Source organism: Aquicella siphonis, from assembly GCF_902459485.1.
GTDB lineage: Bacteria > Pseudomonadota > Gammaproteobacteria > DSM-16500 > DSM-16500 > Aquicella > Aquicella siphonis.
Genome location: NZ_LR699119.1, coordinates 492004 through 518923, shown reverse-complemented (window position 1 = coordinate 518923; position 26920 = coordinate 492004). Strand labels below are relative to the sequence as shown.

The window sequence follows — 26920 nt, the reverse complement described above, 5'->3', positions numbered from 1 at the left end:
GTCTGTTGACTGGCCTGTTGTCTTGACCCAAATCTTCCTTTCTTTATTGATTTTACTTTCTTGCCGGTATGTCGCCCGACTTCGACGGCGCAGGGACTTGCTCACTCTTTTCAGCAGCGGCTGGAGCAGTTTGCGCAGGCACGAAAGGCAGCACCACGTTTTTATCTTTATCTTGCTTGTATGTATGCATGGCAACAGAGTTCAAGCCTATGCTGGTAATAAAAAACACGGCCGCCAGCCCTATGGTCAGGCGAAATAAAAAAGAACCCGACCCGCGGCTGCCAAATACTGTCTGGGAAGCGCCACTGCCAAACGCAGCCCCCATAGTGGCACCCTTACCTTGCTGCACAAGGACCAGAGCGATCACCAGCACAGCGGTAAAAACATGTATCAACAAAATAAACTGGTACATTAAAACACCTCTTCATTATCATCCATCAGGATGTGCTTTAGGCTGCCATCTGTAAAACAAGCCGGGGATGGCCGGCGAAAACACACCGTTTAACGGCGGTCTAATTGGCTTTTGCCGCCGCTGCTTCACGGCTGGCCGCCGCGCAAATGGCAAGAAAGCTGGCTGCATCCAGCGACGCGCCGCCTATCAGCCCGCCGTCTATGTCAGGCATGGCCAGAAGCGCCGCCGCATTTTCCGGCTTCATACTGCCGCCGTACAGTATACAAATTGTTTTTGCTATATCAACATTATTTTGCGCCATCTTCTCCCGGATAAAGGCGTGAACCGCCTGTGCCTGCTCGGGTGTCGCGGTCAAACCGGTACCTATTGCCCACACGGGCTCATAAGCAATCACAGCCTGCCGGAAGGCTTCCACACCGGCAAAACGGATCACGGATTCCAGTTGTTCACCCACCACATTTTCCGTATCGCCGCCTTCGCGCTGTTCCCGTGTTTCACCCACGCACAAAACAGGCTTGAGTCCGGCTTCCACAGCTGCCTTGAATTTCGCGGCCACCAGACGCAAATCTTCGCCAAGAATAGCGCGGCGCTCGGAATGGCCCGCTAACACATATCGGCATCCCAGATCTTTCAGCATGGCGCCGGAAACTTCCCCGGTAAACGCCCCCTGCGTGCCGGGATAAAGGTTTTGCGCGCCCCACATGACAGGAGAGTGATGGAGATGGTCACGGACCAGATTGAGGTGTACAAATGCCGGCAAGACAGCGATATCCACGTCAGTATAGGCCGACGCTCCGGCCTTGATGCCTTCGGCTAATGCCTTTGCCTGGCTCAGCGAGCCGTGCATTTTCCAGTTTCCCGCTATGAGCGGTCTTCGCAGCATAAGATTGCCCTTATCGGTACCACGCTGCAGCCGCGCAATCCGCCTGCGCAGCGGGTGTCTGTGAATTCATTGTCAAGGGCGGTGATTTTATATGAATTATCCGGAGAGGCGCAATGAAATGTTGCGGCATGGCCGTTCATGGTTCGAGACGCCGCGCAAGCGCGGCTCCTCACCACGAACGGGATTTTCACCGCCGTTCGCCCTGAGGCTGAACGCTCCCCTCAAAATTTCTCATAAAAACCATAAAAACAAAGAGTAGAAAAATTGCATAGTGAAGTTAAAATCCAAATTCGACCAAGAATATGGAAACCTCACTATGCAAGGGAAAAAATTATTACATAAATTTATGCAAGAATCTTCATTCTTGCATAAAAAAGTACTAGATACGTTAACCATCACCTGTGATGGTTTGCTTAAAGCAAAAAAGTTAAGTGTGACAGCGTTAGGTAGGGCAATTGCTAGCAAAACACCGGACAAGCACGCTATCAAACGTGTTGACCGGTTAGTTTCCAATCCAACCCTAGAAGAACATAGAGGTTGTTTCTATAAAGCGTTAGCGGAAAAAGTTGTGCCTAAAACAGGGTGGTGCCCCATTCTTGTTGATACTAGTTGTTTAACTGCGGATAGTGAATTTCAACTCATAAGGGCATCGCTTGCACTTGATGGCCGAGGATTTACTTTATTTGAAATGGCTTATAGGAACGGGACGTTAAGTCAGATATATGAGATATTTTTAGAGAAATTGAATGAGGTTTTACCTGAAGAGAAAGGACATGTCATCCTTATTAGTGATGCTGGGTTTCATAATAAATGGTTCCATTTGGTAAAGAAGCAAAAGTGGGATTTTATTGGCAGAATTCGTCAAGATAAGCATTATACTACCACCGATGGAAAAAGTTTCCCTTGTAAGTCCCTACACAAAATAGCCACTTTAAAGCCTACACATCATGGAACTGTTTTCTTATGCAAAAAGAGTCATAACAAAGCAATTATATGTGATTTGTATAGCATAAGGAAAAAGATCAAAGGCAGGAAAATGAAAACAAAAAAGGGGGCTATTAAGCGGGGAAGTTATAGCAAGGCGTTTGCTAAAGGCCAAAAAGAACCCTGGGTGTTGGCAAGCTCACTACCTAAAAACAGCTTTAATCCTGAGCAGATTGTTCGATTATATTCCTTTAGGATGCAAATTGAAGAATCTTTCCGGGACATGAAAAATAACAAATATGGTTTTAGCTTTAAAAACACATTAACCAGAAGTGTTCGGCGATTAAACGCACTCATGCTAATCGCTGCCATTGTAAATTTCATTGTGTGGTCGGTAGGGGTGATGGCGGAACAAAAAAAATGGCATTTAAAATGCCAATCCAACACCTCTAAAAAACGAACATTGTCATTATCTTACTTAGGGGCAATCATCCTGAAGTCGACATATTTCCAAATTAAAACCTCAGAAATAGAGAATGCAATTAAAAATATCATTATCCCCTCAGACCTCAATATAATGGAACGGCAATTTTGAGGGGAGCGTTCAGGCCCTGAGGAGGCACGTAGTGCCGTCTCGAAGGGCCTGTCCTGAGCTTGTCGAAGGAGCGAACGGGTTTGGATTTTCCGTTCGTGGTGAGGAGCCGCGCTTGCGCGGCGTCTCGAACCATGAACGGAATTAATAATATTAAGTGGGCTTGATTAAGTGGGCTTGGCAGTCGCTTTTTTGGCAGCGGCAATTTGTTCGCGTTTTTCAGCGATCTTTTCCTTGCGCTCGGTATCATCCCATTTTTTCACGGATGACAGGTTTTTAAGCTGGGCATTTCCCTTGGTTTCCAGCTCTCCCAGACGCTTGACCTGGGCTTCCATTTTTTCAATCTGCTTGGATTGAGCTTCTGTGGGAGGGTTGGGCATCGCGGCTTTCGCGTCTGTTAATTCTTTTTCCAGGATCATTTTCTGTGTTTTTATATCCTGCAGTTCTTTTTGCAGCGTATCGTGTAATTGTTTGCGTTCCTGCTTGCTCATCTCGCTGGTCTTTTCAACCGAATCCAGGACTTCCAGCTTCCCGTCAGGCGAAGAATCCAGCGCTTTCGCGCGCTTTTTAAACCCTTTATTGACCGTACTGTAATATGCATTGCTTTTCAGGGCACGCTGACTGCCTCTGACTGCGACTTCCGGATTCTGAATCAGTTTTTCCTGCGCTTCCTTACCCTGAACCAGCCTGTCCAATGCGCGCTGAGCCACTTCCAGTCTTTGTTCCAGCTGATTGATTTGTTTGGCGACTGCCTCCGTTTTCTTATCCGGATCAGTCGTGTCTACCCCCTGATAGATTTTCGCGCGCAGGTTCGCGGTTTTCGAAGCAGGATCCGCCCCCTCCAGCTTGCTTGTATTATGCTGGGCATCGACTTCTTCCCTGGCTTTGTTCATGGTGCCTTTATCGGATATGCCCAAGGCCATTTTGGTGCGTTCGTGATTGTTATTGAGGGCTTTTTTATAAGCTAACAGCCTGATCTGGTCTTTCACAGGCAAGGTTTTGATAAAAGCGGTCGTTGATTTATCAAATTCCACAGCCAGCCCTTTTTCCGCCGCCATGGACATCATGCCTATGAGATTACGCTTGGCCATTTTGGGACTCGCAGGCTGCGCAGGAACCGTCAGCTTGACCGTATCTGACCCCAGTTTGCCTGCAATGAAGTCCATGGCGGCACTCCAGCCTTCCGTATCAAATTTACCCAGTTTGTGGGGAATGGGGCAGACACCCTGCTCATCATAAGAAATATTGAAGTCGCTGCGATAATCCTTGTCTCCGGGATTACCGTGGTTATAAGCGTAAATACCGTGCTCCGGCGGCTTTTTAAGCGTTTCGTCGCCTGCCACCAAACGGGCGCCGTCATCATTTTCCTCGTCTTTGTTCGCGCTGTCAGTCAACAAATCCCACCGATCAGACTTATACACGGCCTGGCGATTATAATATTCACGGAAAGCAGCGGTTTGCTGCTCCCATCGTTTTTGTTCTTCTTCTCTTTTCATTTGTTCTTTCTTCTGGTCTGGTGAAGCATTACCAAGTAAATCTGCTAAACCTGCACCCGGTCCCATGACGGCCTCTTTTTGTAGTCATTTATGTTATTAATCTAAAGTATAATCGATAAACCTTATAAGTATATTATAGCTGTTCTCACTCCGGCTCGGGCCGGCTGAGGGTGCTGGATTTTTCTTCATAAACCCGCAATTCTTCTTCAGAAGGTTGATAATTAATGATTTCCAGATGCTTGCCGTGTTTGTCACCCAGCAGCTGGAATTCCATCCAGGCGGCACGCGTCCATTTATCCAGACCCGCCATTTCAATCGTCCAACCCCGTTTGTAAATTTCCTGGGCCATGGCCTGGGCAGTCAGGATACCATCCCGTATGGTGCGTTCATGAGAAAACAAGTCCCTGGGGCACATGATCAGACTGGATCCGCGGTCAAACACTTGATAATGCGGACTCACCCCGGCGATATTCAGCAATTTCTTTTCACTGGGCGCATCCAGGTTAAACGCGTCCCAAATGGTCAGCGTCCCCCACCGTTCCAGAATATAATAAATATCCAGTTTGGTAATAGGCAGAGACAGGACGCCGCCCAGATCAGGAACAGGCAGTTGCTGCTGCAAGGCATCCCAGACTTGCGCTTTTAATTTGTCGATATATTGCGCTTCATTGCTGGCCAGACTGGGTTTGATGGTCAGCAGAAAAGTCGCCGTCAGCGTGTCTGATTCATTTTGCGCCGTCACCACGACTTCATGCAAACCCTCGGTTCCGCCCGCCGGAATGCCGGTCAAAATGCCGTCACCCGTCAGGATAAGGCCTTTAGGCAGCATTTGCCCGCTTTTAAGCGCCGCGCTGAAGCGGATCGCCGGACTGCCTTCCGGCGCCTGAATGAAATTTTTAAGATCCACCGGCCCCAGGGAAGCCAGTTCGTTGACAACCTGGGCAGGAAGAGGCTTGATTAAAACCGGAACAGCCATAAGTGAATGCCTTTAAATGAATTCCTTGATTCATTAAAGTATAGCAATCCCCGTGGTCGCGTCCACCCATTCATAAATTTCAGTCACGGCTGACGGACATTTAAAGCATTGTGTGCCGCACGCCGGTTTTTTCACACACTGGCGGATTTTGCCTTTTTTAATCCAGTGAGACAGCAGACAGCGCAAGGTATCGGGATCCGTCTTGAACAGACTGCAAAGACTGCCCAGGGTCGTGACCTTGACTTGCATCATATGGGATTTGATTTCCATCAGTGTCATGCGGTTTCTCCTGCCGGCAGCCTGGCCGAGCGCATCGATCCTTCCGTGCCCTGCCGCGCATATCCGCGTGCGCAGGCAATAAAAACCAGAAACACTGTTATCACTCCTGTGATCCAGAAAGCGGAGGAAAGCGGGTGACGGGTAAAAGTGGCCGCCTGATAAAACGCGACAGCGGCGCCATACGCCACGCCTGTCATCCAGAAAGTGGAAAACAAGGCCCAGCCGCGGTGCAATTCACGCATCATCGCGGCCAGGGTGGAAATACAGGGAAAATACAGCAAAACAAAAAGAAGATACGCCGCTGCGCCGGCCTGGCCGTCAAATTGTTCATACATCAATCCATAGACACCTTGATTGACCGTGCCTATCGGCGCTTGAGCGAGTACCGGATTGCCGAACACGCTGCTCAACTGGGAAAGATTTTGCGGAATGGATTGCAAGGCTTGCATCAGCCCCCCCAGGATATCTGCTCCGCCGGCCACACCAGCCGCGCTTAAATGCCCGACTTGTGAATAAAGCGTATTCAGTGTTCCCACTACCACTTCTTTCGCCAGCACGCCCGTCACCAGCCCCACGGTCGCCGGCCAGTTGTCAGCCTGAATACCCATGGGGGCGAATACCGGCGTCACCCATTGCCCCGCCAGGGAAAGCAGCGAATGCGCCCCCCCTTCTCCATTATTCATGGTGCCGTCCAGATTGAGCGCGTTTAATGCGCCTATGAGGACGCAGATGGGCACGATCAACCGTCCGGCACGATAGACAAAACCTTTCAGACGCTGCCAGGCATGCAGCAACAAGGTCTGCATACGCGGCATATGGTACACCGGCAATTCCATGACCAGCGGTGAGGGCTCCCCCTTGAGCACGGTTTGGCGCAGCAACAACCCGGTCAATACCGCCATCAAAATGCCGGTAAGATACAGCGCGAAAATAATATTCTGGCCGCCGCGCGGAAAAAACGCGGCGGTAAAGACCGCGAAGATAGCGAGGCGCGCGCCGCACGACATAAACGGTGTCATCATGACGGTGAGTATGCGGTCGCGGCGATTCTCCAGGGTGCGCGCGCCCATCACCGCCGGCACATTGCAGCCAAATCCCACTATCATGGGAACAAATGCTTTACCGGGCAGCCCCAAAGCGCGCATGAAACGGTCTACCACAAACGCGGCGCGCGCCATGTAACCGGAATCTTCCAGAAAAGCCAGAAATAAAAACATGGAACCGATCACGGGGATAAAAGTCACCGTGGTGTTAATGCCTTTGCCTATGCCGTCCGCGAACAGCGCGCTCAGCCACGCGGGTGCCCCCAGATACGCGAGCCCGGCCGCGAAACCGTCCACAAAAAGTGCCTGGCTGCTGATATCAAAAAAATCCTGAAACGCACCGCCTATGTTAATGGAAAAAACAAACAGCAAGTACATGACACCCAGAAAGACAGGGATACCCAGCACCCGGTTCAATACAATGGCATCGATGCGGGAAGTCCAGGTAGTCGTGTTTTGTGTTTGCCGCGACACACAACTGGCAAGAATCTGATTAATGAAGCGGTAGCGCGCATCGGCGATCAGAATGTCCGCGTCTTCTCCCGCCGCCTGTTGTATCTGTGCCTGCTTTTCCCGCACTTGCGCGCGTATTTCAGGCAATACCTGGCGCTGCGCTTCGCCATCGTCTTCCAGCAGCCGTACCGCGAGTGACTCGCCGCATTGCGGCGCCAATTCACGGACGGCCTTTTGCACGATGTCAGGATAAGACACGCGCGCCGGCGCCGCGCTCGCACAGCCACGGTCCGACGCCATTTTTTTCAGGGCCGGCACACCGCCGCCCTTGTTGGCTTCCAGGGTTGCCACCGGACAGCCCAGCAAACGGGATAATTGCGCCGTATCAATACGGATGCTGCGCGCCCGCGCGACATCCATCATGTTCAGCGCAAGCAGCAGCGGCGCACCCCGCTCCAGTAATTGGCAAGTGAGATATAAATGCCGCTCCAGCTGGCTGGCGTCAGCAACCTGGATGATAAGATCGGCAGCGCCGGAAGCAATGAAATCCGCTGCAATGGCTTCATCCACCGCTGATTGTGACGCCAGGGTCAGCGAATAAATACCGGGAAGGTCGGTCACTTCCACCGTGACACCCGACTGGGTGAAGTAACCGCTTTTGCGTTCCACCGTGACACCCGGCCAATTCCCTACCCGCTGGCGCGCGCCCGTCAGCGCATTAAACAAAGTGGTTTTGCCGCAATTGGGATTGCCTGCCAGCGCCACGGTCAGCCGCGCCTGTTCTGCCTCAGCGGGTTTTTCATTATGTTGGCGGGCATCACAGCAAGCGGTCATGGTTCATACTTCTTCTATGGTCAAAATACTGGCTTCACTTTTGCGCAGGCTGAGGGCGTAACCACGCACCTGGATTTCAATGGGATCTCCCAGCGGCGCCATGCGCAGCACGGTGAATTCCGTGCCGGGCACCAGACCCATGGCCAAAAGACGCTGGCGGTAAGCCGGATCGCCTCGCCCTATAGAAAGCACTCGCGCCTTATGCCCAATCCGGAGTTGATTGACGTGCATGAAAATACCCTTATAGTGATACGAAAGAGTATTACTCGGCAGGACCAATCCTGTCAATAAGAATGAGAATTATTCTCATTCAGGAGGTGCGAGTCAGGCTACAATATGGTAAAATGAGGGCCTGTGAATAAAAACAAATGCTTATAAATATAACGCTCCCGGTTTTCACTGGTTAGGAAGTGATCGTCTGTTTAAGCCTGGGTTAATGAACTCTGGTCTATAAAAGGTGTATGTCTCTATAACTAGATAACTAGAATGACCAAGCCGTTTACGGGGAGAGGGGTGATATGGGCAAGAAATTAAAAAATAAAATGGGGAAGGTCGAGGAGAAGCTTTCCAAATTTGAAAAAGCCATCAAAAAAGCCGCCACATCTCAAGCCCTGCCCAATATTACAAAAAAATCATCGCTTGACGACATTTATGCTGTTGTCGGCACTGAAAGCGCCAATGCGACAATCAAGACCGCCATTGAGGAGTATAGAAAAATTCAAGCCAGCGTAGGCTCTGTAAAGGTGGATGTTGATGATAACGAACCTGACGAACAAAAACTGGATGGCGCAATCGAGTTGATTAAGTCAGCACAAGCCAAACTTGCTCCTCCCAAAAAAGAAAAACAGAAAAAAGAAAAAAAAGATAAGGCAGCTCAACCCGTCACACTCAGTGCGAACGAAGTGGAGCAGATAAAACTCATCGTCTCCAATCATAAACGAGAAGTCGAGACGTTAAGAGCGTTGCTCGCTTCTGCCCAAGAAGAAAACCCTTCTCCTGATGAACATCTGCAGGCGGCGTTTCGCCGGGCGGAAGAAGCATTAAGAAAATTTGATCGGCTACTCAGTCAACCGCCCGAAACGCCAGGTCTCACAGCAAGCTTTTCAACTGAATTACAGTACGAGAAAGAAATATTAATCCTGCAAAGTGAACTGGCGCTGGCTAAACTGGGTGCGGCGCTGGCTAAACTGGGTGCGGCGCTAGCCAAAACAGATGTTTTAGCAGACAATCAAACGATTCAAAGGATCAAACAGCAAATTATAAGAGACCAGCAATCTCTAGAGCGATACAAACAGGCTGCGCGCGACTCCGGCACTGAAGATAGAGGACATCTAAAATACCTGGCTGCAAATGTTGGCAAGATCCTTGAAACCATTAGCGAGCAGATCAAGCTGGCCGCGCAACAATCTGCGCCATCCCGCACTACCGCAGAGTTGCAGGATTTAGGTATATCTTCCGCTCCCACAGAGCGCCGCCCGCCGCCGACACAACAAGATGAACTTGAACAAATCCCCAGAAAAACTACAGACAAATCATACGGAGAACCACGCGTGTTAAGAAAAGACCCAAAAATCATAATACTTGAGAGACTCAGCAAAGATGCGAGTGAAAAAGACAATGTAACAGCAATGTCTGTGACTTTGAGGAATTACGAAGAAGTATTCACAGGGCACACACTGCTTAAACCCTTGCAAGCATTACAATCTGCGGTGGATCAGCATTGGACTGAAACAAACATCCATTCATCAATTCTTGAAGCCTATAGCCAGTTCGTTAAAGCTTTTGAACAATGGAATGCTGATCAACATCTTGATATCCAGTTTCCCAAACAACTAGTTGCAGCGCCTAGCGAGGAGGCCAGCTTCACTGCGCCAAGAGAAGGAGTGACAGGTTCAAGTCTGGCATCCACTGAAGGCGCGATAACTGCCGAATCACTGCAAGAGAGAATGCAGGCCTTAAATGAAAAAAGCCTGTTAATTGCTCGCGCACAACAACAAGCATCATCGGAAATTGAAAGAAATATGCAACTCATTGCAGAAAGTTTAAGGACTCTGCCTGATTCTGGCGAAGCCACTTCTGCAGCCATTCTTCCCCTCGTAGAAATGCGAGAGCGGCTAAACCGCCAAACCGCAAGCATGCTTGAGGAAGTGCAAGCATTAGCACTAGAAGCAAAGTCTCTCATGATGCCGTCAGAAACAGCCAGTACCAGCGCGCCTGTGATTGACCAAGAACGGTTGGAAGCGCTTGAAAGAAGAACACTGGAGCTTTCACAACAGGCGAGTAAATTGCTGATATCCATGCAACGGGATAATGATCAAATCCCGAATATACTCGAAAACATACAACGTAATGTTGCGCAACAGGTAATCGCACAGCAATTATCTTCTACGCCTGATCTAGAACAAGCTTTTCTGACACTGAAACCCTTGGCGGAAGTGTTGCATAACATTGATGCACCGAAAAACACTGACCTGACAATCTATCGTGAAGCGGTAGATCAACTTAATCAGAAAATTGACAGTCAATCCCCTCTCAAGCCAAGTCTGAATGCGCTGGCAGAGGCATTGAATCAAGAACATCCGGATTTAACGGAAGTCAGAATACAATTTAATAGTTTCTATCAGAGACTTCCCGTAGAGCTAAAAAGTGAAGACAAGCTAAAGCCACTAGCTCTTACTGCGGTTGTAAAACAAGCTCCGGAAGTCATTCCGAAGTATGCGGACTTTGTTTACCCCTATGAGGATACATCCCATGGCGAGTTGAGACTCACTGGTCCTCAGCAAGAGCTGATGGATGAACTCAGCAAAGCCGCACAGTTACCAGTCTGGGATGATTCCATTTTCTCCACTTTGAAAAACTTCAAAGACACATTTCCTGAAACCCATCCGCTTCATGACGCACTCGCATCCCTGGCAAAGGCAACAGATATTAGTGACGATGAATATAGCTCTAAGACTGCCTCTCAGGCGTACACTGAATTCCTCTCTGCCCTGCCCCCAAGCCTCGGAAAGCAATTTCCTCAGAATCCGGGCAACAAACTGGGGGTCCGTCCTGTAACTACCGTCAGTGCGCCGATTGAAGAACTCATTGACGCAAACGACACATCAGAAGCGAATATTGAGAAAGCAGCAAAGCTTGTAGGTAAAGAAAAACGTAAATTTGAAAGCATAATAAATCAATATGATGCTGGTCCCGGAATGAGCTTATTTGCTGAAGATCCAGCGGAAATTGCACAGCTGCGAAAAGCAGTCAAGGCTTTGGAAAATTTACCGCTTGAATTCGCAACAAATCGAGACAATGCGGTCGAGCTTAAAAACCATTTTGAACAAGCCAATTCAATATTACAATCTGCCAGACAAGCCGCAGCACGGTATAAAGAGGCGCAAAAGGCTCGAACTGTTCGTGTTGAAGTTCCAGATGTGCTGATGAGAGCCCGGCTTCCCCGATTCGAACAAGCCGAAGTAGAAGCTATCAAAGAGATTAGAAAAGAAATTCAAAAGTTTATGGATGATACTCAGAATATTGGCTTGGATCTACAACTTGGGTTATTATCATCTGGCTTGCCATCAACAGGCGCAACAGCTAAAGCCTTACAAACATTATCAGCTGAGGTGGGTAAAACTAGCCCTGATTTTAACAGAGAAACAGTCATCCGCTTATGCCAGGAATTCGACGCCACGCTTCCATCTGATTTACGCATCCCGCCGCTGCTGACACCTGAACAGTCACGCGCGCTGGGATTATTAAAACAATCGATTGAAAAAAATTTATTCCCAGCAGATCAAAAAGATCGAAACAAGACGGCGGCATCCGGCATGGTCGCTTCTTGCATGGGTACATTCGACAAATCACATCCTGTGCACAGCATGCTGGCAAGCCTCTCAGATGAGCTCGAGAAGGATAAACCCAGTTACAGCCGAGCCGTTTCATTATATAAGCAGCTGGATGACATACTGCCTGAACCATTAAAATCCACAGTAATACCTCATGTAGAAATCCCCAGACCGCAAACAACAGGCGCGCTGGGCGAACAACATGCACACGAACTGCCGGATCTTCGCGCAGTAGCAACACTAGAGTTAATTGACAATTTAAATCAGGCGCTGAGAGAAGATGAACCAGACTGGGACAGCATTAGCCATATCGCGAAAGAATTGTACGGTAGAGAAGACACACCTGATTACATTTATTACGGAATACGAAATTCAGGTCTCCGCGAATATAATCCAGGCACTGAATATGAAGGCGATCCCCAACCGCTACGTGACGCGCTGGCGCGCCCGCCGCAAGTTAAAACCACTGACACTTTGCTGGGTGAATTGAAGAATGAACTGGCAAAACCCGCACCAGATTCACAGATCATTAAACCTCTGATAGAAGAACTGCTCCATCACGGCAGACGGGATTTTCAGAATCCTCAGGTGCGAGCAGATATAGCGAAGTTAAACCCTGGCCTAGCTCAGTATAATCAACAAACTCACGGACATGGAGCAGTACTCGCATATGATGCAGCAATAGCAGCAGCAAGACATCAGCTGGGAGTACCAGTGCCACAGCCTCAACCACTGACAGCCCAGCAGATCGCGCAACAGATCGCCAACCTCGGACAGCCCCATGTTGGTAATTTGATACTGGCACAGCAAGCCATCAACGCAGGCCCCGGTATGGTCGTCGCCTTCAACCAGGCGCTTACCGCCGCCGGTATACAGGGTGTATTGCCTCCTGGCGGGTTCACAGCCAATGATATTGTGAATATCATCCGCCCCGCACTCACGCAAAGACAGCAGCAGCTGGCTCAGCCGCCGCTGCCACTGACAGCCCAGCAGATCGCGCAACAGATCGCCAACCTCGGACAGCCCCATGTTGGTAATTTGATACTGGCACAGCAAGCCATCAACGCAGGCCCCGGTATGGTCGTCGCCTTCAACCAGGCGCTTACCGCCGCCGGTATACAGGGTGTATTGCCTCCTGGCGGGTTCACAGCCAATGATATTGTGAATATCATCCGCCCCGCACTCACGCAAAGACAGCAGCAACTGGCTCAGCCGCCACTGCCACTGACAGCCCAGCAGATCGCGCAACAGATCGCCAACCTCGGACAGCCCCATGTTGGTAATTTGATACTGGCACAGCAAGCCATCAACGCAGGCCCCGGTATGGTCGTCGCCTTCAACCAGGCGCTTACCGCCGCCGGTATACAGGGTATATTGCCTCCTGGCGGGTTCACAGCCAATGATATTGTGAATATCATCCGCCCCGCACTCACGCAAAGACAGCAGCAACTGGCTCAGCCGCCGCTGCCACTGACAGCCCAGCAGATCGCGCAACAGATCGCCAACCTCGGACAGCCCCATGTTGGTAATTTGATACTGGCACAGCAAGCCATCAACGCAGGCCCCGGTATGGTCGTCGCCTTCAACCAGGCGCTTACCGCCGCCGGTATACAGGGTATATTGCCTCCTGGCGGGTTCACAGCCAATGATATTGTGAATATCATCCGCCCCGCACTCACGCAAAGACAGCAGCAACTGGCTCAGCCGCCGCTGCCACTGACAGCCCAGCAGATCGCGCAACAGATCGCCAACCTCGGACAGCCCCATGTTGGTAATTTGATACTGGCACAGCAAGCCATCAACGCAGGCCCCGGTATGGTCGTCGCCTTCAACCAGGCGCTTACCGCCGCCGGTATACAGGGTGTATTGCCTCCTGGCGGGTTCACAGCCAATGATATTGTGAATATCATCCGCCCCGCACTCACGCAAAGACAGCAGCAACTGGCTCAGCCGCCGCTGCCACTGACAGCCCAGCAGATCGCGCAACAGATCGCCAACCTCGGACAGCCCCATGTTGGTAATTTGATACTGGCACAGCAAGCCATCAACGCAGGCCCCGGTATGGTCGTCGCCTTCAACCAGGCGCTTACCGCCGCCGGTATACAGGGTGTATTGCCTCCTGGCGGGTTCACAGCCAATGATATTGTGAATATCATCCGCCCCGCACTCACGCAAAGACAGCAGCAACTGGCTCAGCCGCCCCAACCCCTCATCCCGCTCATTCCGCCACTGACGCCAGGGCAGCATCAGCAGCTGGATGCGTTGCAGCAGGCTCTGGCGGCGCATAATCCGCCGGGCGCGCAGAATTACCAGGCCATTCATGACATTGTGAAGGATATAAGCCTGCCCACCAGTCATCCGCTGAAAGGCAGGATAGAAAGCTTAAAAAACAAGGCGCATGCTTTAAATACCTATATGGATGCTAATGGTGGAGCTCTGCCGCCTCAGCCGCCGCAAGGGCAAGTTGATCCAGCTTATAATAATCTGATTGCACTTGATCGTGTCGTCACTGATCTCAAAGCGCAGGGGCAGCCGTTGTCTTTGTTGCAACAGTATTATCTAACGCCAAATCAGCAGCAGGCATTGAGAAATCTGCATACCGCTTTAGTCACGCATAGTCAGGCTCCGCAATTCCCTCTTGCTCCCGCAATCCAGCAGCATTTGACATCACTGCGTCAGGGAGGTGCGCACGCTCTGCCAACAGGGCATAAGTTGTTGGACGGGCTTGATCAGCTGCATAATGCTCTTGCCCAGCCAGCAGGCAATCCACAACAGCAAGCAGCCATCAATCTCGCCATCACCGAAGCCATGCGGCATACGGCAGGCCATTTGCCGCCGCAAAACCCGCCCGTGCCTCTGGGAGCGGCCAGATTATCGACCGACCAGCGCCAGTACTTGCGTGACTTGCAGCGTTTGATTGTGGATGACCTGGGACTAGAACCCGGACAAGCTGTACCGGTTCCCGCTCCCCATATCAGTGATGAGACCATTGACAAGGCTATCGAATCTCTCGCCATTTTGACCGACCCGGGTGCTGGAGGGTTGGATCCGACTCACCCGCAAAGAGCAGATCTTGACAGACTGTATCAACACCTGCAGGGATTAAAAGCAAATCCGAGACCCCCAGGTTGGGAAATTACAGCAGCAGGTGAGTTCAAGCGCGTTAATGATGCTATCGCCCCCATATTGCCGCCATTACCCGCGCAGCGGCAATTGACGCATGATCAGCAGGACGATTTGCACATATTGATTGGCGGGCTTGAAACCGCGCTGGATAATGTGTCATTCAACTGGATTTACCGGAAGAGCTTCCAGGAAAACATGAGACTTCTTGCAAGTGGGCTTGTAGATATCCTGAAATCGGCACCAGATGGGTTGAGAGAAGGCCATGCGTTGCGTGAACCGTTAATGGAACTGTTAGAGAAGATGTATCCAGCGGAACCACGTCCTTTGGATTTAAATACTTTACCACTGAACCCGCTACCGGCAAATCCTGCATTCCCGGCTCAAGACCGCACCAACACCGAGCTTGAAACCGCTTTCAAGGCTGCGAAAACTGCTTTCGCGGAACAAAGGCAAGATGCTGAAAATCTGCTGAGTAACGGCCAGATATTAATGGATTATCAAAAACTGTCCAGCCGCTATCAGGCTGAAATGGAACGTCGCAGCGGGTCCATTTCGCCCACGGATGAATTGCGCAGAAACCAGATTGCGCGTAAATGCAACAAAATGATTGACAGCATAGACATCGCTCTGGCCAAGTTGCGAGAAAAATTCGCGGCAGCAACCAGCCCGGACGAAAAGCGGAAGATTGACGAGAGAATGAAGCGTCTTGAAGAATGCCGTGAAAAGCTGAATGAAGCCGTGTGGAACCAGCCGCAAGGACGTGTCGAATTGGTCAACTGCCTGGCTGACGAGCATGTCGTATTAAGAAACCCCAGTGAAGACGAGATCATGGCGCAAGTCCATGCCTATCTAGGGTTAGGGACAAATGCGCAGGCGGGGGGTCTCCTAGGCGGTATGATGACAACTGAAACCGCATTGGGCATGAAAAAATCCGAGCGTTTCGACGGCCCCGATGTCAGGGTGCAAACAACCGCCATCGCAACCAAGGATGCACAAGATCAACCGGTCACCAAACAATTTGTCACCGTGCAGGGAACAAAAAACAATGCGTATCAGTCGCGGTTTTACTATACCCAGAGTGACATTACCAAGATGAGTGACGAACAACTGATCATGCTGGCTGCAAAAGAAGCAGAAAATTTCAACTTTGGAAACCCAAATAAAAACCTGCCCATCACTTTGAAAGGCAATATGCATCCGCGCCTGGCTGAAGCTATATGCGTATATTGTGAACTAAGAGGCTATACTGTGCCTCGTATTGGGAGCGGCGTAGAGTTACCTCCGCGCAATGCTTCGCAAAAAGCTGATTTCAGGACAAAAGTTCAAAAAACCATTAAGGAAAAAGGACAGGAAATTTACGGAGAAAAAGCCAAAGAACTCGGCCGCGATCAGGCTAAAATCCAAAAACGAGAGATTCGCGCCAAAACATCGGAAGCCGAAGTGCCTTTGCACAATACACGGCGGCCTGGATAGCGGGAAAGTTGCATTTGATTTTTAGTTTCATGCCCTTCGAGACGGCGCACCTTGTGCGCCTCCTCAGGGCCTGAACGCTCCCCTCAAAATTGCCGTTCCATTATATTGAGGTCTGAGGGGATAATGATATTTTTAATTGCATTCTCTATTTCTGAGGTTTTAATTTGGAAATATGTCGACTTCAGGATGATTGCCCCTAAGTAAGATAATGACAATGTTCGTTTTTTAGAGGTGTTGGATTGGCATTTTAAATGCCATTTTTTTTGTTCCGCCATCACCCCTACCGACCACACAATGAAATTTACAATGGCAGCGATTAGCATGAGTGCGTTTAATCGCCGAACACTTCTGATTAATGTGTTTTTAAAGCTAAAACCATATTTGTTATTTTTCATGTCCCGGAAAGATTCTTCAATTTGCATCCTAAAGGAATATAATCGAACAATCTGCTCAGGATTAAAGCTGTTTTTAGGTAGTGAGCTTGCTAACACCCAGGGTTCTTTTTGGCCTTTAGCAAACGCCTTGCTATAACTTCCCCGCTTAATAGCCCCCTTTTTTGTTTTCATTTTCCTGCCTTTGATCTTTTTCCTTATGCTATACAAATCACATATAATTGCTTTGTTATGACTCTTTTTGCATAAGAAAACAGTTCCATGATGTGTAGGCTTTAAAGTGGCTATTTTGTGTAGGGACTTACAAGGGAAACTTTTTCCATCGGCGGTAGTATAATGCTTATCTTGACGAATTCTGCCAATAAAATCCCACTTTTGCTTCTTTACCAAATGGAACCATTTATTATGAAACCCAGCATCACTAATAAGGATGACATGTCCTTTCTCTTCAGGTAAAACCTCATTCAATTTCTCTAAAAATATCTCATATATCTGACTTAACGTCCCGTTCCTATAAGCCATTTCAAATAAAGTAAATCCTCGGCCATCAAGTGCAAGCGATGCCCTTATGAGTTGAAATTCACTATCCGCAGTTAAACAACTAGTATCAACAAGAATGGGGCACCACCCTGTTTTAGGCACAACTTTTTCCGCTAACGCTTTATAGAAACAACCTCTATGTTCTTCTAGGGTTGGATTGGAAACTAACCGGTCAACACGTTTGATAGCGTGCTTGTCCGGTGTTTTGCTAGCAATTGCCCTACCTAACGCTGTCACACTTAACTTTTTTGCTTTAAGCAAACCATCACAGGTGATGGTTAACGTATCTAGTACTTTTTTATGCAAGAATGAAGATTCTTGCATAAATTTATGTAATAATTTTTTCCCTTGCATAGTGAGGTTTCCATATTCTTGGTCGAATTTGGATTTTAACTTCACTATGCAATTTTTCTACTCTTTGTTTTTATGGTTTTTATGAGAAATTTTGAGGGGAGCGTTCAGCCTCAGGGCGAACGGTGGTGAAAATCCTGTTTGTGGTGAGGAACCACTCACTCCCTAAGAGCGGCTTCAATCTGTATGCGTAATTCCGCGAGCTGTCCGTGAAAAAAATGTCCGGCTTGCGGGAAGCGGATAATAACAGGTTTGGGTACGCGTGCTTCCGCCCATTCCAGGACTTCCCTGGCGGGGACGACATCATCCAGCTCACCTTGCACCAGCACCCAGGGGCAAGGGATAGGCGGTAAATCCCGCATGGGAAAATGCTGCACAGGCGGTGCGACCGTCACCAGTTTTTTCACCGGCACGCGCGTCGCCGCTTTCGCGGCTATGAAAGCCCCGAATGAAAACCCGGCCAGCCAGATCTCCTGCTGCGGACGTTCCTGCTGCATCCAGTCCATCACGGCCAGCAAATCATCCAGCTCACCATTGCCGTGATCAAAACGACCTTCACTGCGCATCACGCCGCGGAAATTAAAACGTACCGTGACCAGCCCCATTCCCTGAAACAGTTTTCCCAGTGTGGTAACCACCTTGTTGTGCATGGTACCGCCGTGCAGCGGATGCGGATGACAGACTATGCCTAGCGCACCGCGTTCCGGGCCCGTGGGTTCACTGACGGCCACTTCCAGCTTGCCTGCCGGGCCGGTTATAACTTGCGTCGCTTCTTTGGTGAGTGTGGTAATCATGCCGTCATAATAGCATAAATCCCGTTAACTGAATCCTCTCCCGATGGCAGAACATGAAAATTCATCGACTGTTTCCCGGCCCTCGTGTTACCATGCGCGCAAAATCAATCATGTGACAATCATCGCTGTACAAAACCACGGGTAATACTTTTTTATCAGGGCAACCATGAATGAACACTATTGAATTTCTGACAGCGCTCGCATCAATGCCTGCCTTCCAGCCTGAAGTGAAAACGCTGATTGCCGCTCAGCCTCCGGCCGTGCAAGACGCATTTCGTGAGCAAAACGCACAGGCACTGAAACATGCTCTTCAACCGCGCCCGCATGAAATCACTATCCATGAGCGCACGGTCACTGAAATCTGACGCGCCGGCAATAACGAATCCATTATCCACATGACAAAAATGAGTTCTCTTACGGTGGTCGGCAGCGGTATCCGCTTCATGTCGCATTTGACTATCGAAGCGAAAGCCGTAATCGAAGCCGCCGACAAAATCCTGTATCTGGTCAACGATCCAGCCATGCGCGCATGGCTGCTTGCGCGACATCCCGAGGCGGAGTCACTGGAAAAAGCTTATTACGATTATCCGAAACGCGCCTCTGCTTATCAGGCGATGACCCGCACCATCTTGCAAGCGCTTGAATGCGGACGGCACATCTGTGTGGTGCTGGAAGGCCATCCCGGCGTGTTCGCGCGGCCCGCGCTGGAGGCAGTCATACAAGCCAGACTCGCGGGACACACCGCTGTCATGCTGCCCGGGATTTCCGCTGACGCCTATCTTTTCTCCGAATTGCAGATTGATCCCGGTTCTGCCGGCTGCCAATCTTATGAAGCGACCGATTTTTTAATTCACCGCCGCGCATTTGACGGCTGCAGTCACTTGCTGCTGTGGCAAGTCAGCATGATAGGCATATTGACCCGTCATGACGCACATGATCACCGCCGCGGCACGCAACTCCTGGTGGAACGACTTGGCGAAGTTTATCCTGATTCGCATGCGGTCACCTTGTTCGAAGGCAGCCAATATCCGCACATCGCCTCGCGTATTGAAAAATGTCCGCTGAAAAATCTGGCGAACGCCGGCATTTCAGGCATGACCACTCTCTACATTCCACCGGCGCGCAAACCGCCCACAGATATGCGTATGCTGCAACAACTGGGAATCATGGAAGTCCATGCAAAAACCGATGTCTGACCGGCTGCCATCACGTTTGAAAAAATATACGCAATATTATGCAGGCGTGCAGCCAGCCTGCTGGTTATTCGTTTTCCTGCACGGCCTGGATTCGCTGCTCATCAGCATCTGTTATTTTTTACCGCTTTATTTCGTGCAGCAGCTGCATTTTTCCGTTACCACCTCAGGCTTCACCATTGCGTTTTACAGCCTGGGAACCATGGCCGGCAGTGTAATGGGGGGGTACGGCAGACCGCTATTCTCCGCGTCATATTGCCGTAATCAGCCTGCTCGCGCAGGGAATTGCCTTTTTCTGTCTGTCAACGCTGCGCTCTCCCTTCACGTTCATGGCTGCGTTATTTTTTCTTGGCGCCGCCACTTACAGTTTTATCACCGCGAATTTTCTCTGGGCATTTGCGTTATGCCGGACTGAAAATCCGGAAAGACTGAAAGTCATGAACCTGATGGAAACTGCGTCAAACCTGGGTCTGGGTCTCGCTGCGGTCATCATCAGCGTCTTTCTGGATCATGACTTGCGATTATTGGCTGTGTTTTCCTCAATCCTGCTGGCCGGCGCCGCCATGCTGCTGCTATTTTTCCCGCCGTCTCTTTCATCCAGTCCGCGCGCACGTGTTTCCTCTCATGATTCAAGCCTTTCTTCACATGCGTCGTCCATGCGCCTGACACTGCTCACGGTTTTTTGCAGCCTGTTTTTTGTCGGCTTGATCATTTCCCAGCTCGGCAGCACGTATTCTCTCTTTGTGCATCATGCTTTTCCGCATTATCACCTGGGCGGGTTTGGCTGGCTGTTCGCGTTAAACACCTTCCTGGTCGTTTTGCTGCAGACACCGCTTGCCTGTCATCTGCGCCGTTATCCTCCGGTTTTAATCATGGGCGCGGGCGCGTTTTTGCTGGGATCAGGCATGTTCACGCTGATCTTCGCCTTACATTTTTCTCTGGTCATTCTTGCCTGTCTTCTCTATACCACCGGAGAAATGTTGTTTTTTTCTGTCGCGCAACTGATATGTTACGAACAGGCGCCCGCCGATAAAAAAGGCCTGGTTCTGGGAGGTTATCGACTGGTCTACGCGGTCAGCCGTATCCTGGGGCCGGCCGCGGGAAGTTATCTCTATGAGGGGTTTGGCGCAGCTTGCTTGTGGTTTGTGTGCGGACTGATAGGCACAGTCTGCCTCGCCGCCGCCGTGATTTATCACTATTACATTGAGGAACTCATCCCTATGCAGCCTCTTACGAATGGCGCATCCGCCGCGAACCGCGCGCCGGAATGACGCACGCTATCGTTCACATGCATGAAACGCGCGTCTCGCGCCGGAATTTCCACAGACGGCGCAATAATGCCTTGCCGGTCTGACTTGTTGTGAAAATAATGAAAACGCACACTTTTCGCAATCCTGCCAATGACGGTATCCGCGCAGATATTCGCTTCACACGACAATTCTTCACAAAAGACACGCATGATATATTCCAGTTCCAGCATTTCAGCAATTGTGCTGGACACTTCACGTGATTTGGGCGAAAACACATGCGTGGAAGGATGCTGCAGCGAATAATAAACCATTGCCCCAGGCGCGGAAAAATCAAAATGCGCGGGCTGCATCAGCGTAGGAAGATATTTTTTCATGCCGTAGGAAGCAGAAAACGCGTGCTGGATTTGACTAAGCGGCAGCGCGGCGTCATCACACGCGGGCACATATCCCGGCACCGCGCCCAGAGCGGTAGCGAACAAATGCCGCGCGGTATCGGTAAGATAGGGATTGGGTTTGAGGTTGCGTTTTTCCTGAATCAGTGAAAAAGCCATGTCGTAATAAATCCGGTTTCTGTCGTATTCGAATTTACGCCACGCCATTTCATGCAGATATAATTTCAATTTCATCCAGGCACTGTCCGTGTGCAGTTTATTGACCCATTTTTCACTGAAATAAACCAGACAGGAACGCCATTCGCATTTCAGGGTCTGACTGCGGATGATTTCCCTGAACAGGAACCAGTGGTCATACAATGTTTTTGGCGCGAGATGCTGAATATTGAAGTCCCGTTTCAGATTGGCATGATGAGTATTGCAGCCTATATTAGGCAGCATGAAAGTGGAACGCGCGCCAGATGTCACCGTCAACAGTCCGTTGGGCGCGTAAATCCTGTCGCTTTCGCATCCCAGCAAGGTTGAAAAGGGAAAAAAATGTCCCGGCGAATATACCAGCCAGGGAATAGTGATTTTTTTATGTCTGAGATCGATGAAATATTCCAGCTGTTTTTCCAATACCATTCCCATGGGAGAACCGCCCATCCCATAGCCCAGATGTTTGACTATATCAGCGGGCGCTTGCGGATCCGACAGGCGGTAATAACCCTGCTTGCCGTCCGGCATATATGAGCTTTGGGTATCACCTTTCAACGCGCCATAAGGAAGATAAACCAGGTAGAGTGGAAAAGTGTCATCGGGACTTAATTGGTCCACGATTTTCGTGAACTGCGGTTCCACGCAGGCGACGCGCTCACGCACCGTCTTCCAGGTCGTTTTGACCACGCCGTTTCTTTCGTCATGTTCCGTCACCATCATACGCTGTTATCCAGTATGTGCAGATTCGCAGGGAATCGCGTCAAAGCAGAGCAAAACGCTGCGCCTGAGAAAACATGCGCCGCTCTATCCGTGGGGGGTTTTTATTTTGTTTTTTCTTGCATGCAAAAAATTTCTGGCAATCTTATCTGCTTGTTTGAATTTGTCAATCGAACAAGAGAGTAATATTCATATTATTTTTGTTGTTGCTCTAATGGATTCCCGCTTGTGCGGGAATGACAAGCATGCGGGATGTAATCATGGAATCATATCATGAGCGCTGGCTGGCTTTGGCCAGCCGGTCACGAATGGCTTCCCATTCCATGGTGTCAGGAACCGCTTGCACAATAATGTTTTTCAATCCCTGATGATCCAGCGTGCGCAACGTGCGATAAAGTTCATGCGCGTAAGCACCGGGATGATCCGGCATTTGCACATGCAGCACATCCTTGCGCGCGCTTGCATGCCCGCTGGTATGCGTCAACAATGCGAGGGGAAACTCGGTGATAGGGAGAGACTGCAGATAAGCAGGTATTTTTTCCGCGGCCAGCACCCGTGTTTTTGTCAGCGGAGCATAATGCAAGTGATGCATGCCGGGCGCGCGCGCTTCCGACACTCCCTGATGAGCGGCAACCGGTGCGTGGATCACGTCATGAATGGCTTGTGAAGTAATCATCCCGGGCCGCAAAATCACGGGGACAGGACCGCTTAAATCCACAATCGTGGATTCCAGCCCGATGGCGCAGTCACCGCCATCCAGTATCCAGTCTACCTTGTCGCCCAATTCTTCCCTGACCGCCGCCGCACTGGTAGGGCTGATGTGAGTAAAGCGGTTTGCGGACGGCGCAGCAACGCCGCTGCCAAATGCGCTCAACACCGCATGGGCGACGGGATGAGCGGGAACGCGCAATCCCACCGTCTCTTGCCCGCCAGTCACAATATCCAGTACATGCGGTTGTTTTTTCAGTATCAGCGTGAGCGGACCAGGCCAGAATGCCTGCGCGAGCTGCCAGGCGGCGGGGGGGATATCACTGGCCCACTCCGTCAATTGCGACGCCTCAGCAAGGTGAACAATCAAAGGATGGTTGAACGGCCGCTCCTTGGCAGCGAAAATACGCCGTACCGCCGCTTCATTACGCGCATCCGCGCCCAGCCCATAAACGGTTTCCGTTGGAAGCGCTACCAGTCCGCCCGCGCGCAATATGTCTGCTGCCTTGATAATTTCGGGTGTAATCATGATCAACTCACTATTAAGGGCGGTTAATATAGCATTTTATGCTCAGGATAGTTAACATAAGCCCATATGACCGAAGCCGACAGACTACCAGCAGAACCTGAAATGCCCGCCGCATCACCGGCCCCTGCCGCACCGATAGCAACTGTAAAAGGGCAGGCGGTCATTGACTTGCCCAAGGATTTATACATCCCTCCCGACGCCATGAAGGTGTTTCTGGAAGCCTTTGAAGGCCCGCTGGACTTTCTGCTTTATCTGATTAGAAAGCAAAACCTGGATATCCTGGACATTCCCATCGCGGCCGTCACCCGGCAATACATGGAATATATTGATTTGATGCAGGAATTATCCCTGGAACTGGCTGCGGAATACCTGGTCATGGCGGCGATTCTCGCGGAAATCAAATCCCGCATGCTGTTACCGCGTGTCAGCGATACGGAAAATGAGGAAGACGACCCGCGCGCGGAACTGGTGCGCCGGCTGCAGGAGTACGAACGCTATAAGCAGGCTGCGGAAGATTTGAACCTCTTTCCCCGCGAAGAACGTGATTTCTTTATTGTCCAGGCGGATGGCAGCCAGATCGCTGTGGAAAAACCCCTTCCCAGCGTTTCCATGACCGACTTGATGGATGCCCTCATGGATGTCTTGCGCCGCGCGGAATTGAACGCCCGTCACCACATCCAGATTGACGCCTTGTCCGTGCGTGAAAAAATGACCATCATTCTCACCTCCATACAGGAGAAAGATCACTTCCCCTTCGCCAGCCTGTTCAATCTCAAGGAAGGACGGCTGGGAGTTGTGGTCACTTTTTTGGCCATGCTGGAGTTGCTCAAACAAAGCCTGATTGATTTCATTCAGGCCGCGCCGTTTGCTCCCATCTACCTCAAATCCAAGACAGCCTGACCACTGCTTGTTTTCATTTTCATGGACTTGCGACTATACTTATACAAAACCATTTCATTTTTGGGGACTGTATGCCCGAACCAGAATCTGATAACAAACAAGAAGCTGAAACCCCCATCCAGACACTGGCGGCGGGGATGTCCAAATCAGGCGAACCTGGCACGAAAGAGCGTAAAAAATTTCAAAGCACACATGCGCAAGTCATGAAAGGACTTACCGAAGCCTTTTATCAATTACCCAAGGAAAAAACCGATGACGCGGCCTTTCTCAGCATGGTGATACTGGATGCAAAAGCCGCACGTTTACGCGCCAAAGCCAGAACAACGGTGGAATCCCACGAACTGGCTCATATCAGCGGCAATATTTCCGCCACGCTTTCCAAAATGCAGCAATCCAAATCCACTGTGGCTTTTCATTCCCAGTATGTACAGCAATTCGCCCCCCTGCAGGCCGATGCCAATCAGCGGCAAATGCAGGCAGAAGAACTGGGCAACGCCATCACCACTTTCCTGGGCAACTTGCATACCAAGCTCAAGGGTCTGGATACCAAATCGGAAAGTGAACGGGAAAAAGAATTGTCTGAACTTTCCAAACAATGGCAACAGCTGGAAGCACAAACAGACAGGCTGGGCATTAACATGGAGTCGCTGCTGCAAAAGCTGAATGCCATGCACCAGGAGGCATACAACATGCTGCCTGCCCAGGATAAGGCCGGATTACCGCCTCCCGCTGTGCCGGGTGCCGCCCCGCGGGCCGCTGAAACTGTCAAAACAGCAGAAAAACCTGCCACGTCTGAACCAGGCCAGGAAGGTCCGGAATAATCAGAAGGGTTACGATGTAAGCTCTTGCCGCTGCGGCATCAGCAAGTGGTGCAGGCGCACGCCTGACAACCATAGCATGGCAAAATACACCAGCACCGCAGATGCCAGTAAAAACGCCAGGTGTTCTATACGCCAGGAAGCGCGGCTTGCGATCCAGGCGGTAATATCGCCCGCGCCTATCCACAGCCAGATGGCGAGCACGCTGTTGGCAAGTATCAGGCGCAATGAAAACAGCCGCCATCCTTCACGCGGGTGATAAAAACCCCGCTGGCGCAGGTAATATAACAGGCAGCCGGTATTCACCAGCGCGGCCAGAGAGGTGGATAAAGCAATACCGGCGTGCGCGAGCGGCCAGATCAGAATAATATTCAGTATCGTGTTCGTGATCATGGCGATGACAGCAATACGCACTGGCGTGCGCAAATCCTGTTTCGCATAAAAACCTGCCGCCAGGACTTTCACCAGCATGAAGGGCGCGATACCCAGCGCGAATGCTGACAAGCTTTTTTGCGCCATGAGAACGGAATGGCCGTCAAAACGCCCATACTGAAACAGCGTAGACAACATGGGCCCTGCCATGACCGCAAGCACTACTCCGGCCGGAATACCGACCAGCAGAACAGCGCGCAGCGCCCAGTCCAGCGTCAGAGAGAATGATTCTTCTGACTGCGCGGCATGATGACGCGACAGATGCGGCAAAATCACCGTCGAGATAGCCACGCCAAAAACGCCCAACGGGAACTCCATCAGACGGTCGGAATAATATAGCCAGGAGACACTGCCAATCACCAAGAGCGAGGCAAACATGCTGTCTATCATTAAATTGATCTGTCCCACCGACACGCCAAAAAGCGCGGGCACCATTAATTTCAGAACCCGCATGACACCCGGATCGTGAAAATGAATACGCGGCCGCGGCAGCAACCGCAGATTCCTGAGAAAAGGCCATTGAAACAGCAGCTGGATCACGCCGGCGATGAACACGCCCCAGGCCAGCCCTATGATGGGTTTGGCAAAATGCGGCGCCAGCCAGATCGCGGCCGCGATCATGACGACATTCAAAAAAACCGGTGTAAACGCCGCCACCCAGAAACGGCTGTAGGTATTCAGCACGGCCCCGGAGAATGCCGTCAGGGAAATCAGCATCAAATACGGAAAGGTGATGCGCAGCATGGTCACGGCCAGGTCGAAACGGTCGCCCGAACCTGCAAAACCAGGCGCGAACAAGCTGACTATCCAAGGTGCCGCCATGATACCAAGCAGGGTCACGATCAGCAGCGCCGCCCCTAGCGTTCCGGACATGGAATTAATGAACTGTTGTACTTCTTCCCGGGATTTTGTTTTTTGATATTCAGACAACACGGGAACAAATGCCTGGGAAAATGAGCCTTCCGCAAACAGGCGCCGCATGAGATTGGGTATGCGGAATGCAATGGAAAAAGCGTCAAATTGCGCTGACGCACCAAACAAGGTGGCGGTCACCATGTCCCGGATAAACCCGAATACCCGGGATATCATGGTCATGCTGATAACGATTGATGTTGATTTGACTAGACTTTTGCTCACGGCGCACAACCAAAAATTCAAGTATATTCCCCGCGGCAGGCCGCGGGAATCTTAACAAGAGGTTCCCCGGGGGAAATGGGCACCCGTCTTCCCCGGTCATCTGCGCGGTTTGTTTTATTCCGCGTTGACAACCTAATCCTTAATTTGCATGAGTTTACACCGTGCCCACGGTCCTGGGGAGTGTTTTTTTCCACCGATTTCAAATTGACAATATCTTGAAAAGCGGGCATATTACGCACTCTTTT

General features: G+C 50.5%; 18 protein-coding genes and 1 pseudogene. 7 read left to right on the top strand and 12 right to left on the bottom strand.

What is annotated here, in order from left to right; all coding sequences use genetic code 11:
• Window positions 1-52 precede the first annotated feature (52 nt).
• Both secG and tpiA read right to left on the bottom strand, forming a co-directional pair.
• Window positions 53-412, bottom strand: a complete 360-nt coding sequence (secG, locus tag AQULUS_RS02480; protein ID WP_148338292.1) for a preprotein translocase subunit SecG — start codon at window positions 410-412, stop codon at window positions 53-55.
• A 100-nt stretch (window positions 413-512) separates the two neighbouring features.
• A complete protein-coding gene (gene tpiA, locus AQULUS_RS02475) occupies window positions 513-1292 on the bottom strand; it encodes a triose-phosphate isomerase (protein WP_148340254.1) in 780 nt (259 codons plus the stop codon).
• A gap of 319 nt (window positions 1293-1611) precedes the next feature.
• Here tpiA and AQULUS_RS02470 point away from each other — a divergent pair, with 319 nt between their 5' ends.
• Window positions 1612-2814 carry an IS4 family transposase gene (locus tag AQULUS_RS02470; protein WP_148338290.1) on the top strand — a complete coding sequence of 401 codons (1203 nt, stop codon included), beginning with the start codon at window positions 1612-1614 and terminating at the stop codon, window positions 2812-2814.
• A gap of 164 nt (window positions 2815-2978) precedes the next feature.
• Here the strand turns inward: AQULUS_RS02470 and AQULUS_RS02465 are convergent, their stop codons facing one another.
• From AQULUS_RS02465 to AQULUS_RS02445, 5 genes are all read right to left on the bottom strand, one after another.
• The gene (locus AQULUS_RS02465) at window positions 2979-4373 is read right to left on the bottom strand and encodes a coiled-coil domain-containing protein (protein WP_148338288.1); all 1395 of its coding nucleotides are present in this window, start codon (window positions 4371-4373) and stop codon (window positions 2979-2981) included.
• 79 nt (window positions 4374-4452) lie between these two features.
• Window positions 4453-5283, bottom strand: a complete 831-nt coding sequence (locus AQULUS_RS02460) for an Ig domain-containing protein (RefSeq protein WP_148338286.1) — start codon at window positions 5281-5283, stop codon at window positions 4453-4455.
• Window positions 5284-5316: 33 nt separating this feature from the next.
• Window positions 5317-5562, bottom strand: coding sequence for a FeoC-like transcriptional regulator (locus AQULUS_RS02455; protein WP_232051816.1), 246 nt, complete (start codon window positions 5560-5562; stop codon window positions 5317-5319).
• Window positions 5559-7892 carry a Fe(2+) transporter permease subunit FeoB gene (gene feoB / locus AQULUS_RS02450; RefSeq protein ID WP_148338284.1) on the bottom strand — a complete coding sequence of 778 codons (2334 nt, stop codon included), beginning with the start codon at window positions 7890-7892 and terminating at the stop codon, window positions 5559-5561. The genes AQULUS_RS02455 and feoB overlap by 4 nt, the downstream gene beginning before the upstream one ends.
• A gap of 3 nt (window positions 7893-7895) precedes the next feature.
• On the bottom strand, window positions 7896-8123 hold the full coding sequence (locus AQULUS_RS02445; RefSeq protein WP_148338282.1) for a FeoA family protein: 228 nt from the start codon (window positions 8121-8123) through the stop codon (window positions 7896-7898).
• A gap of 287 nt (window positions 8124-8410) precedes the next feature.
• On the opposite strand from AQULUS_RS02445, the gene AQULUS_RS02440 reads away from it, so the two are divergent.
• The gene (locus AQULUS_RS02440) at window positions 8411-16324 is read left to right on the top strand and encodes a hypothetical protein (protein ID WP_148338280.1); all 7914 of its coding nucleotides are present in this window, start codon (window positions 8411-8413) and stop codon (window positions 16322-16324) included.
• Window positions 16325-16407: 83 nt separating this feature from the next.
• Here AQULUS_RS02440 and AQULUS_RS02435 read toward each other — a convergent pair whose 3' ends face one another.
• Both AQULUS_RS02435 and AQULUS_RS02430 read right to left on the bottom strand, forming a co-directional pair.
• The gene (locus AQULUS_RS02435) at window positions 16408-17610 is read right to left on the bottom strand and encodes an IS4 family transposase (RefSeq protein ID WP_148338278.1); all 1203 of its coding nucleotides are present in this window, start codon (window positions 17608-17610) and stop codon (window positions 16408-16410) included.
• 155 nt (window positions 17611-17765) lie between these two features.
• Window positions 17766-18401 (bottom strand): alpha/beta hydrolase, encoded by a 636-nt coding sequence (locus AQULUS_RS02430; RefSeq protein ID WP_148338276.1) that lies wholly within the window; start codon window positions 18399-18401, stop codon window positions 17766-17768.
• Between the two features lie 170 nt (window positions 18402-18571).
• On the opposite strand from AQULUS_RS02430, the gene AQULUS_RS02425 reads away from it, so the two are divergent.
• The 3 genes and pseudogenes from AQULUS_RS02425 to AQULUS_RS02415 all read left to right on the top strand — a co-directional run.
• The gene (locus tag AQULUS_RS02425; protein WP_148338274.1) at window positions 18572-18766 is read left to right on the top strand and encodes a hypothetical protein; all 195 of its coding nucleotides are present in this window, start codon (window positions 18572-18574) and stop codon (window positions 18764-18766) included.
• Window positions 18767-18796: 30 nt separating this feature from the next.
• Window positions 18797-19597, top strand: a complete 801-nt coding sequence (locus tag AQULUS_RS02420; protein WP_148338272.1) for an SAM-dependent methyltransferase — start codon at window positions 18797-18799, stop codon at window positions 19595-19597.
• A 227-nt stretch (window positions 19598-19824) separates the two neighbouring features.
• A pseudogene (locus AQULUS_RS02415) lies at window positions 19825-20865 on the top strand (MFS transporter); the annotation flags it as partial.
• Here the strand turns inward: AQULUS_RS02415 and AQULUS_RS02410 are convergent.
• On the bottom strand, window positions 20793-22154 hold the full coding sequence (locus AQULUS_RS02410) for a hypothetical protein (protein ID WP_232051815.1): 1362 nt from the start codon (window positions 22152-22154) through the stop codon (window positions 20793-20795). The pseudogene AQULUS_RS02415 and the gene AQULUS_RS02410 overlap by 73 nt on opposite strands.
• Before the next feature lie 268 nt (window positions 22155-22422).
• On the bottom strand, window positions 22423-23388 hold the full coding sequence (locus AQULUS_RS02405) for an L-threonylcarbamoyladenylate synthase (protein WP_148338268.1): 966 nt from the start codon (window positions 23386-23388) through the stop codon (window positions 22423-22425).
• A gap of 102 nt (window positions 23389-23490) precedes the next feature.
• Between AQULUS_RS02405 and AQULUS_RS02400 the strand changes: the two genes are divergently transcribed.
• Window positions 23491-24288 carry a segregation and condensation protein A gene (locus tag AQULUS_RS02400; RefSeq protein WP_197737322.1) on the top strand — a complete coding sequence of 266 codons (798 nt, stop codon included), beginning with the start codon at window positions 23491-23493 and terminating at the stop codon, window positions 24286-24288.
• 71 nt (window positions 24289-24359) lie between these two features.
• On the top strand, window positions 24360-25109 hold the full coding sequence (locus AQULUS_RS02395; RefSeq protein ID WP_148338264.1) for a hypothetical protein: 750 nt from the start codon (window positions 24360-24362) through the stop codon (window positions 25107-25109).
• A 9-nt stretch (window positions 25110-25118) separates the two neighbouring features.
• Here the strand turns inward: AQULUS_RS02395 and murJ are convergent, their stop codons facing one another.
• A complete protein-coding gene (gene murJ / locus AQULUS_RS02390; protein WP_148338261.1) occupies window positions 25119-26675 on the bottom strand; it encodes a murein biosynthesis integral membrane protein MurJ in 1557 nt (518 codons plus the stop codon).
• Window positions 26676-26920 lie beyond the last annotated feature (245 nt).

What these genes read in the sequence shown, in the direction of transcription:
- secG (WP_148338292.1), bottom strand. Translation starts at nt 412, where the DNA reads ATGTACCAGTTTATTTTGTTGATACATGTTTTTACCGCTGTGCTGGTG.
- AQULUS_RS02470 (WP_148338290.1), top strand. Translation starts at nt 1,612, where the DNA reads ATGCAAGGGAAAAAATTATTACATAAATTTATGCAAGAATCTTCATTC.
- AQULUS_RS02465 (WP_148338288.1), bottom strand. Translation starts at nt 4,373, where the DNA reads ATGGGACCGGGTGCAGGTTTAGCAGATTTACTTGGTAATGCTTCACCA.
- AQULUS_RS02460 (WP_148338286.1), bottom strand. Translation starts at nt 5,283, where the DNA reads ATGGCTGTTCCGGTTTTAATCAAGCCTCTTCCTGCCCAGGTTGTCAAC.
- AQULUS_RS02455 (WP_232051816.1), bottom strand. Translation starts at nt 5,562, where the DNA reads ATGACACTGATGGAAATCAAATCCCATATGATGCAAGTCAAGGTCACG.
- feoB (WP_148338284.1), bottom strand. Translation starts at nt 7,892, where the DNA reads ATGACCGCTTGCTGTGATGCCCGCCAACATAATGAAAAACCCGCTGAG.
- AQULUS_RS02445 (WP_148338282.1), bottom strand. Translation starts at nt 8,123, where the DNA reads ATGCACGTCAATCAACTCCGGATTGGGCATAAGGCGCGAGTGCTTTCT.
- AQULUS_RS02440 (WP_148338280.1), top strand. Translation starts at nt 8,411, where the DNA reads ATGGGCAAGAAATTAAAAAATAAAATGGGGAAGGTCGAGGAGAAGCTT.
- AQULUS_RS02435 (WP_148338278.1), bottom strand. Translation starts at nt 17,610, where the DNA reads ATGCAAGGGAAAAAATTATTACATAAATTTATGCAAGAATCTTCATTC.
- AQULUS_RS02430 (WP_148338276.1), bottom strand. Translation starts at nt 18,401, where the DNA reads ATGATTACCACACTCACCAAAGAAGCGACGCAAGTTATAACCGGCCCG.
- AQULUS_RS02425 (WP_148338274.1), top strand. Translation starts at nt 18,572, where the DNA reads ATGAACACTATTGAATTTCTGACAGCGCTCGCATCAATGCCTGCCTTC.
- AQULUS_RS02420 (WP_148338272.1), top strand. Translation starts at nt 18,797, where the DNA reads ATGACAAAAATGAGTTCTCTTACGGTGGTCGGCAGCGGTATCCGCTTC.
- AQULUS_RS02410 (WP_232051815.1), bottom strand. Translation starts at nt 22,154, where the DNA reads ATGATGGTGACGGAACATGACGAAAGAAACGGCGTGGTCAAAACGACC.
- AQULUS_RS02405 (WP_148338268.1), bottom strand. Translation starts at nt 23,388, where the DNA reads ATGATTACACCCGAAATTATCAAGGCAGCAGACATATTGCGCGCGGGC.
- AQULUS_RS02400 (WP_197737322.1), top strand. Translation starts at nt 23,491, where the DNA reads ATGCCCGCCGCATCACCGGCCCCTGCCGCACCGATAGCAACTGTAAAA.
- AQULUS_RS02395 (WP_148338264.1), top strand. Translation starts at nt 24,360, where the DNA reads ATGCCCGAACCAGAATCTGATAACAAACAAGAAGCTGAAACCCCCATC.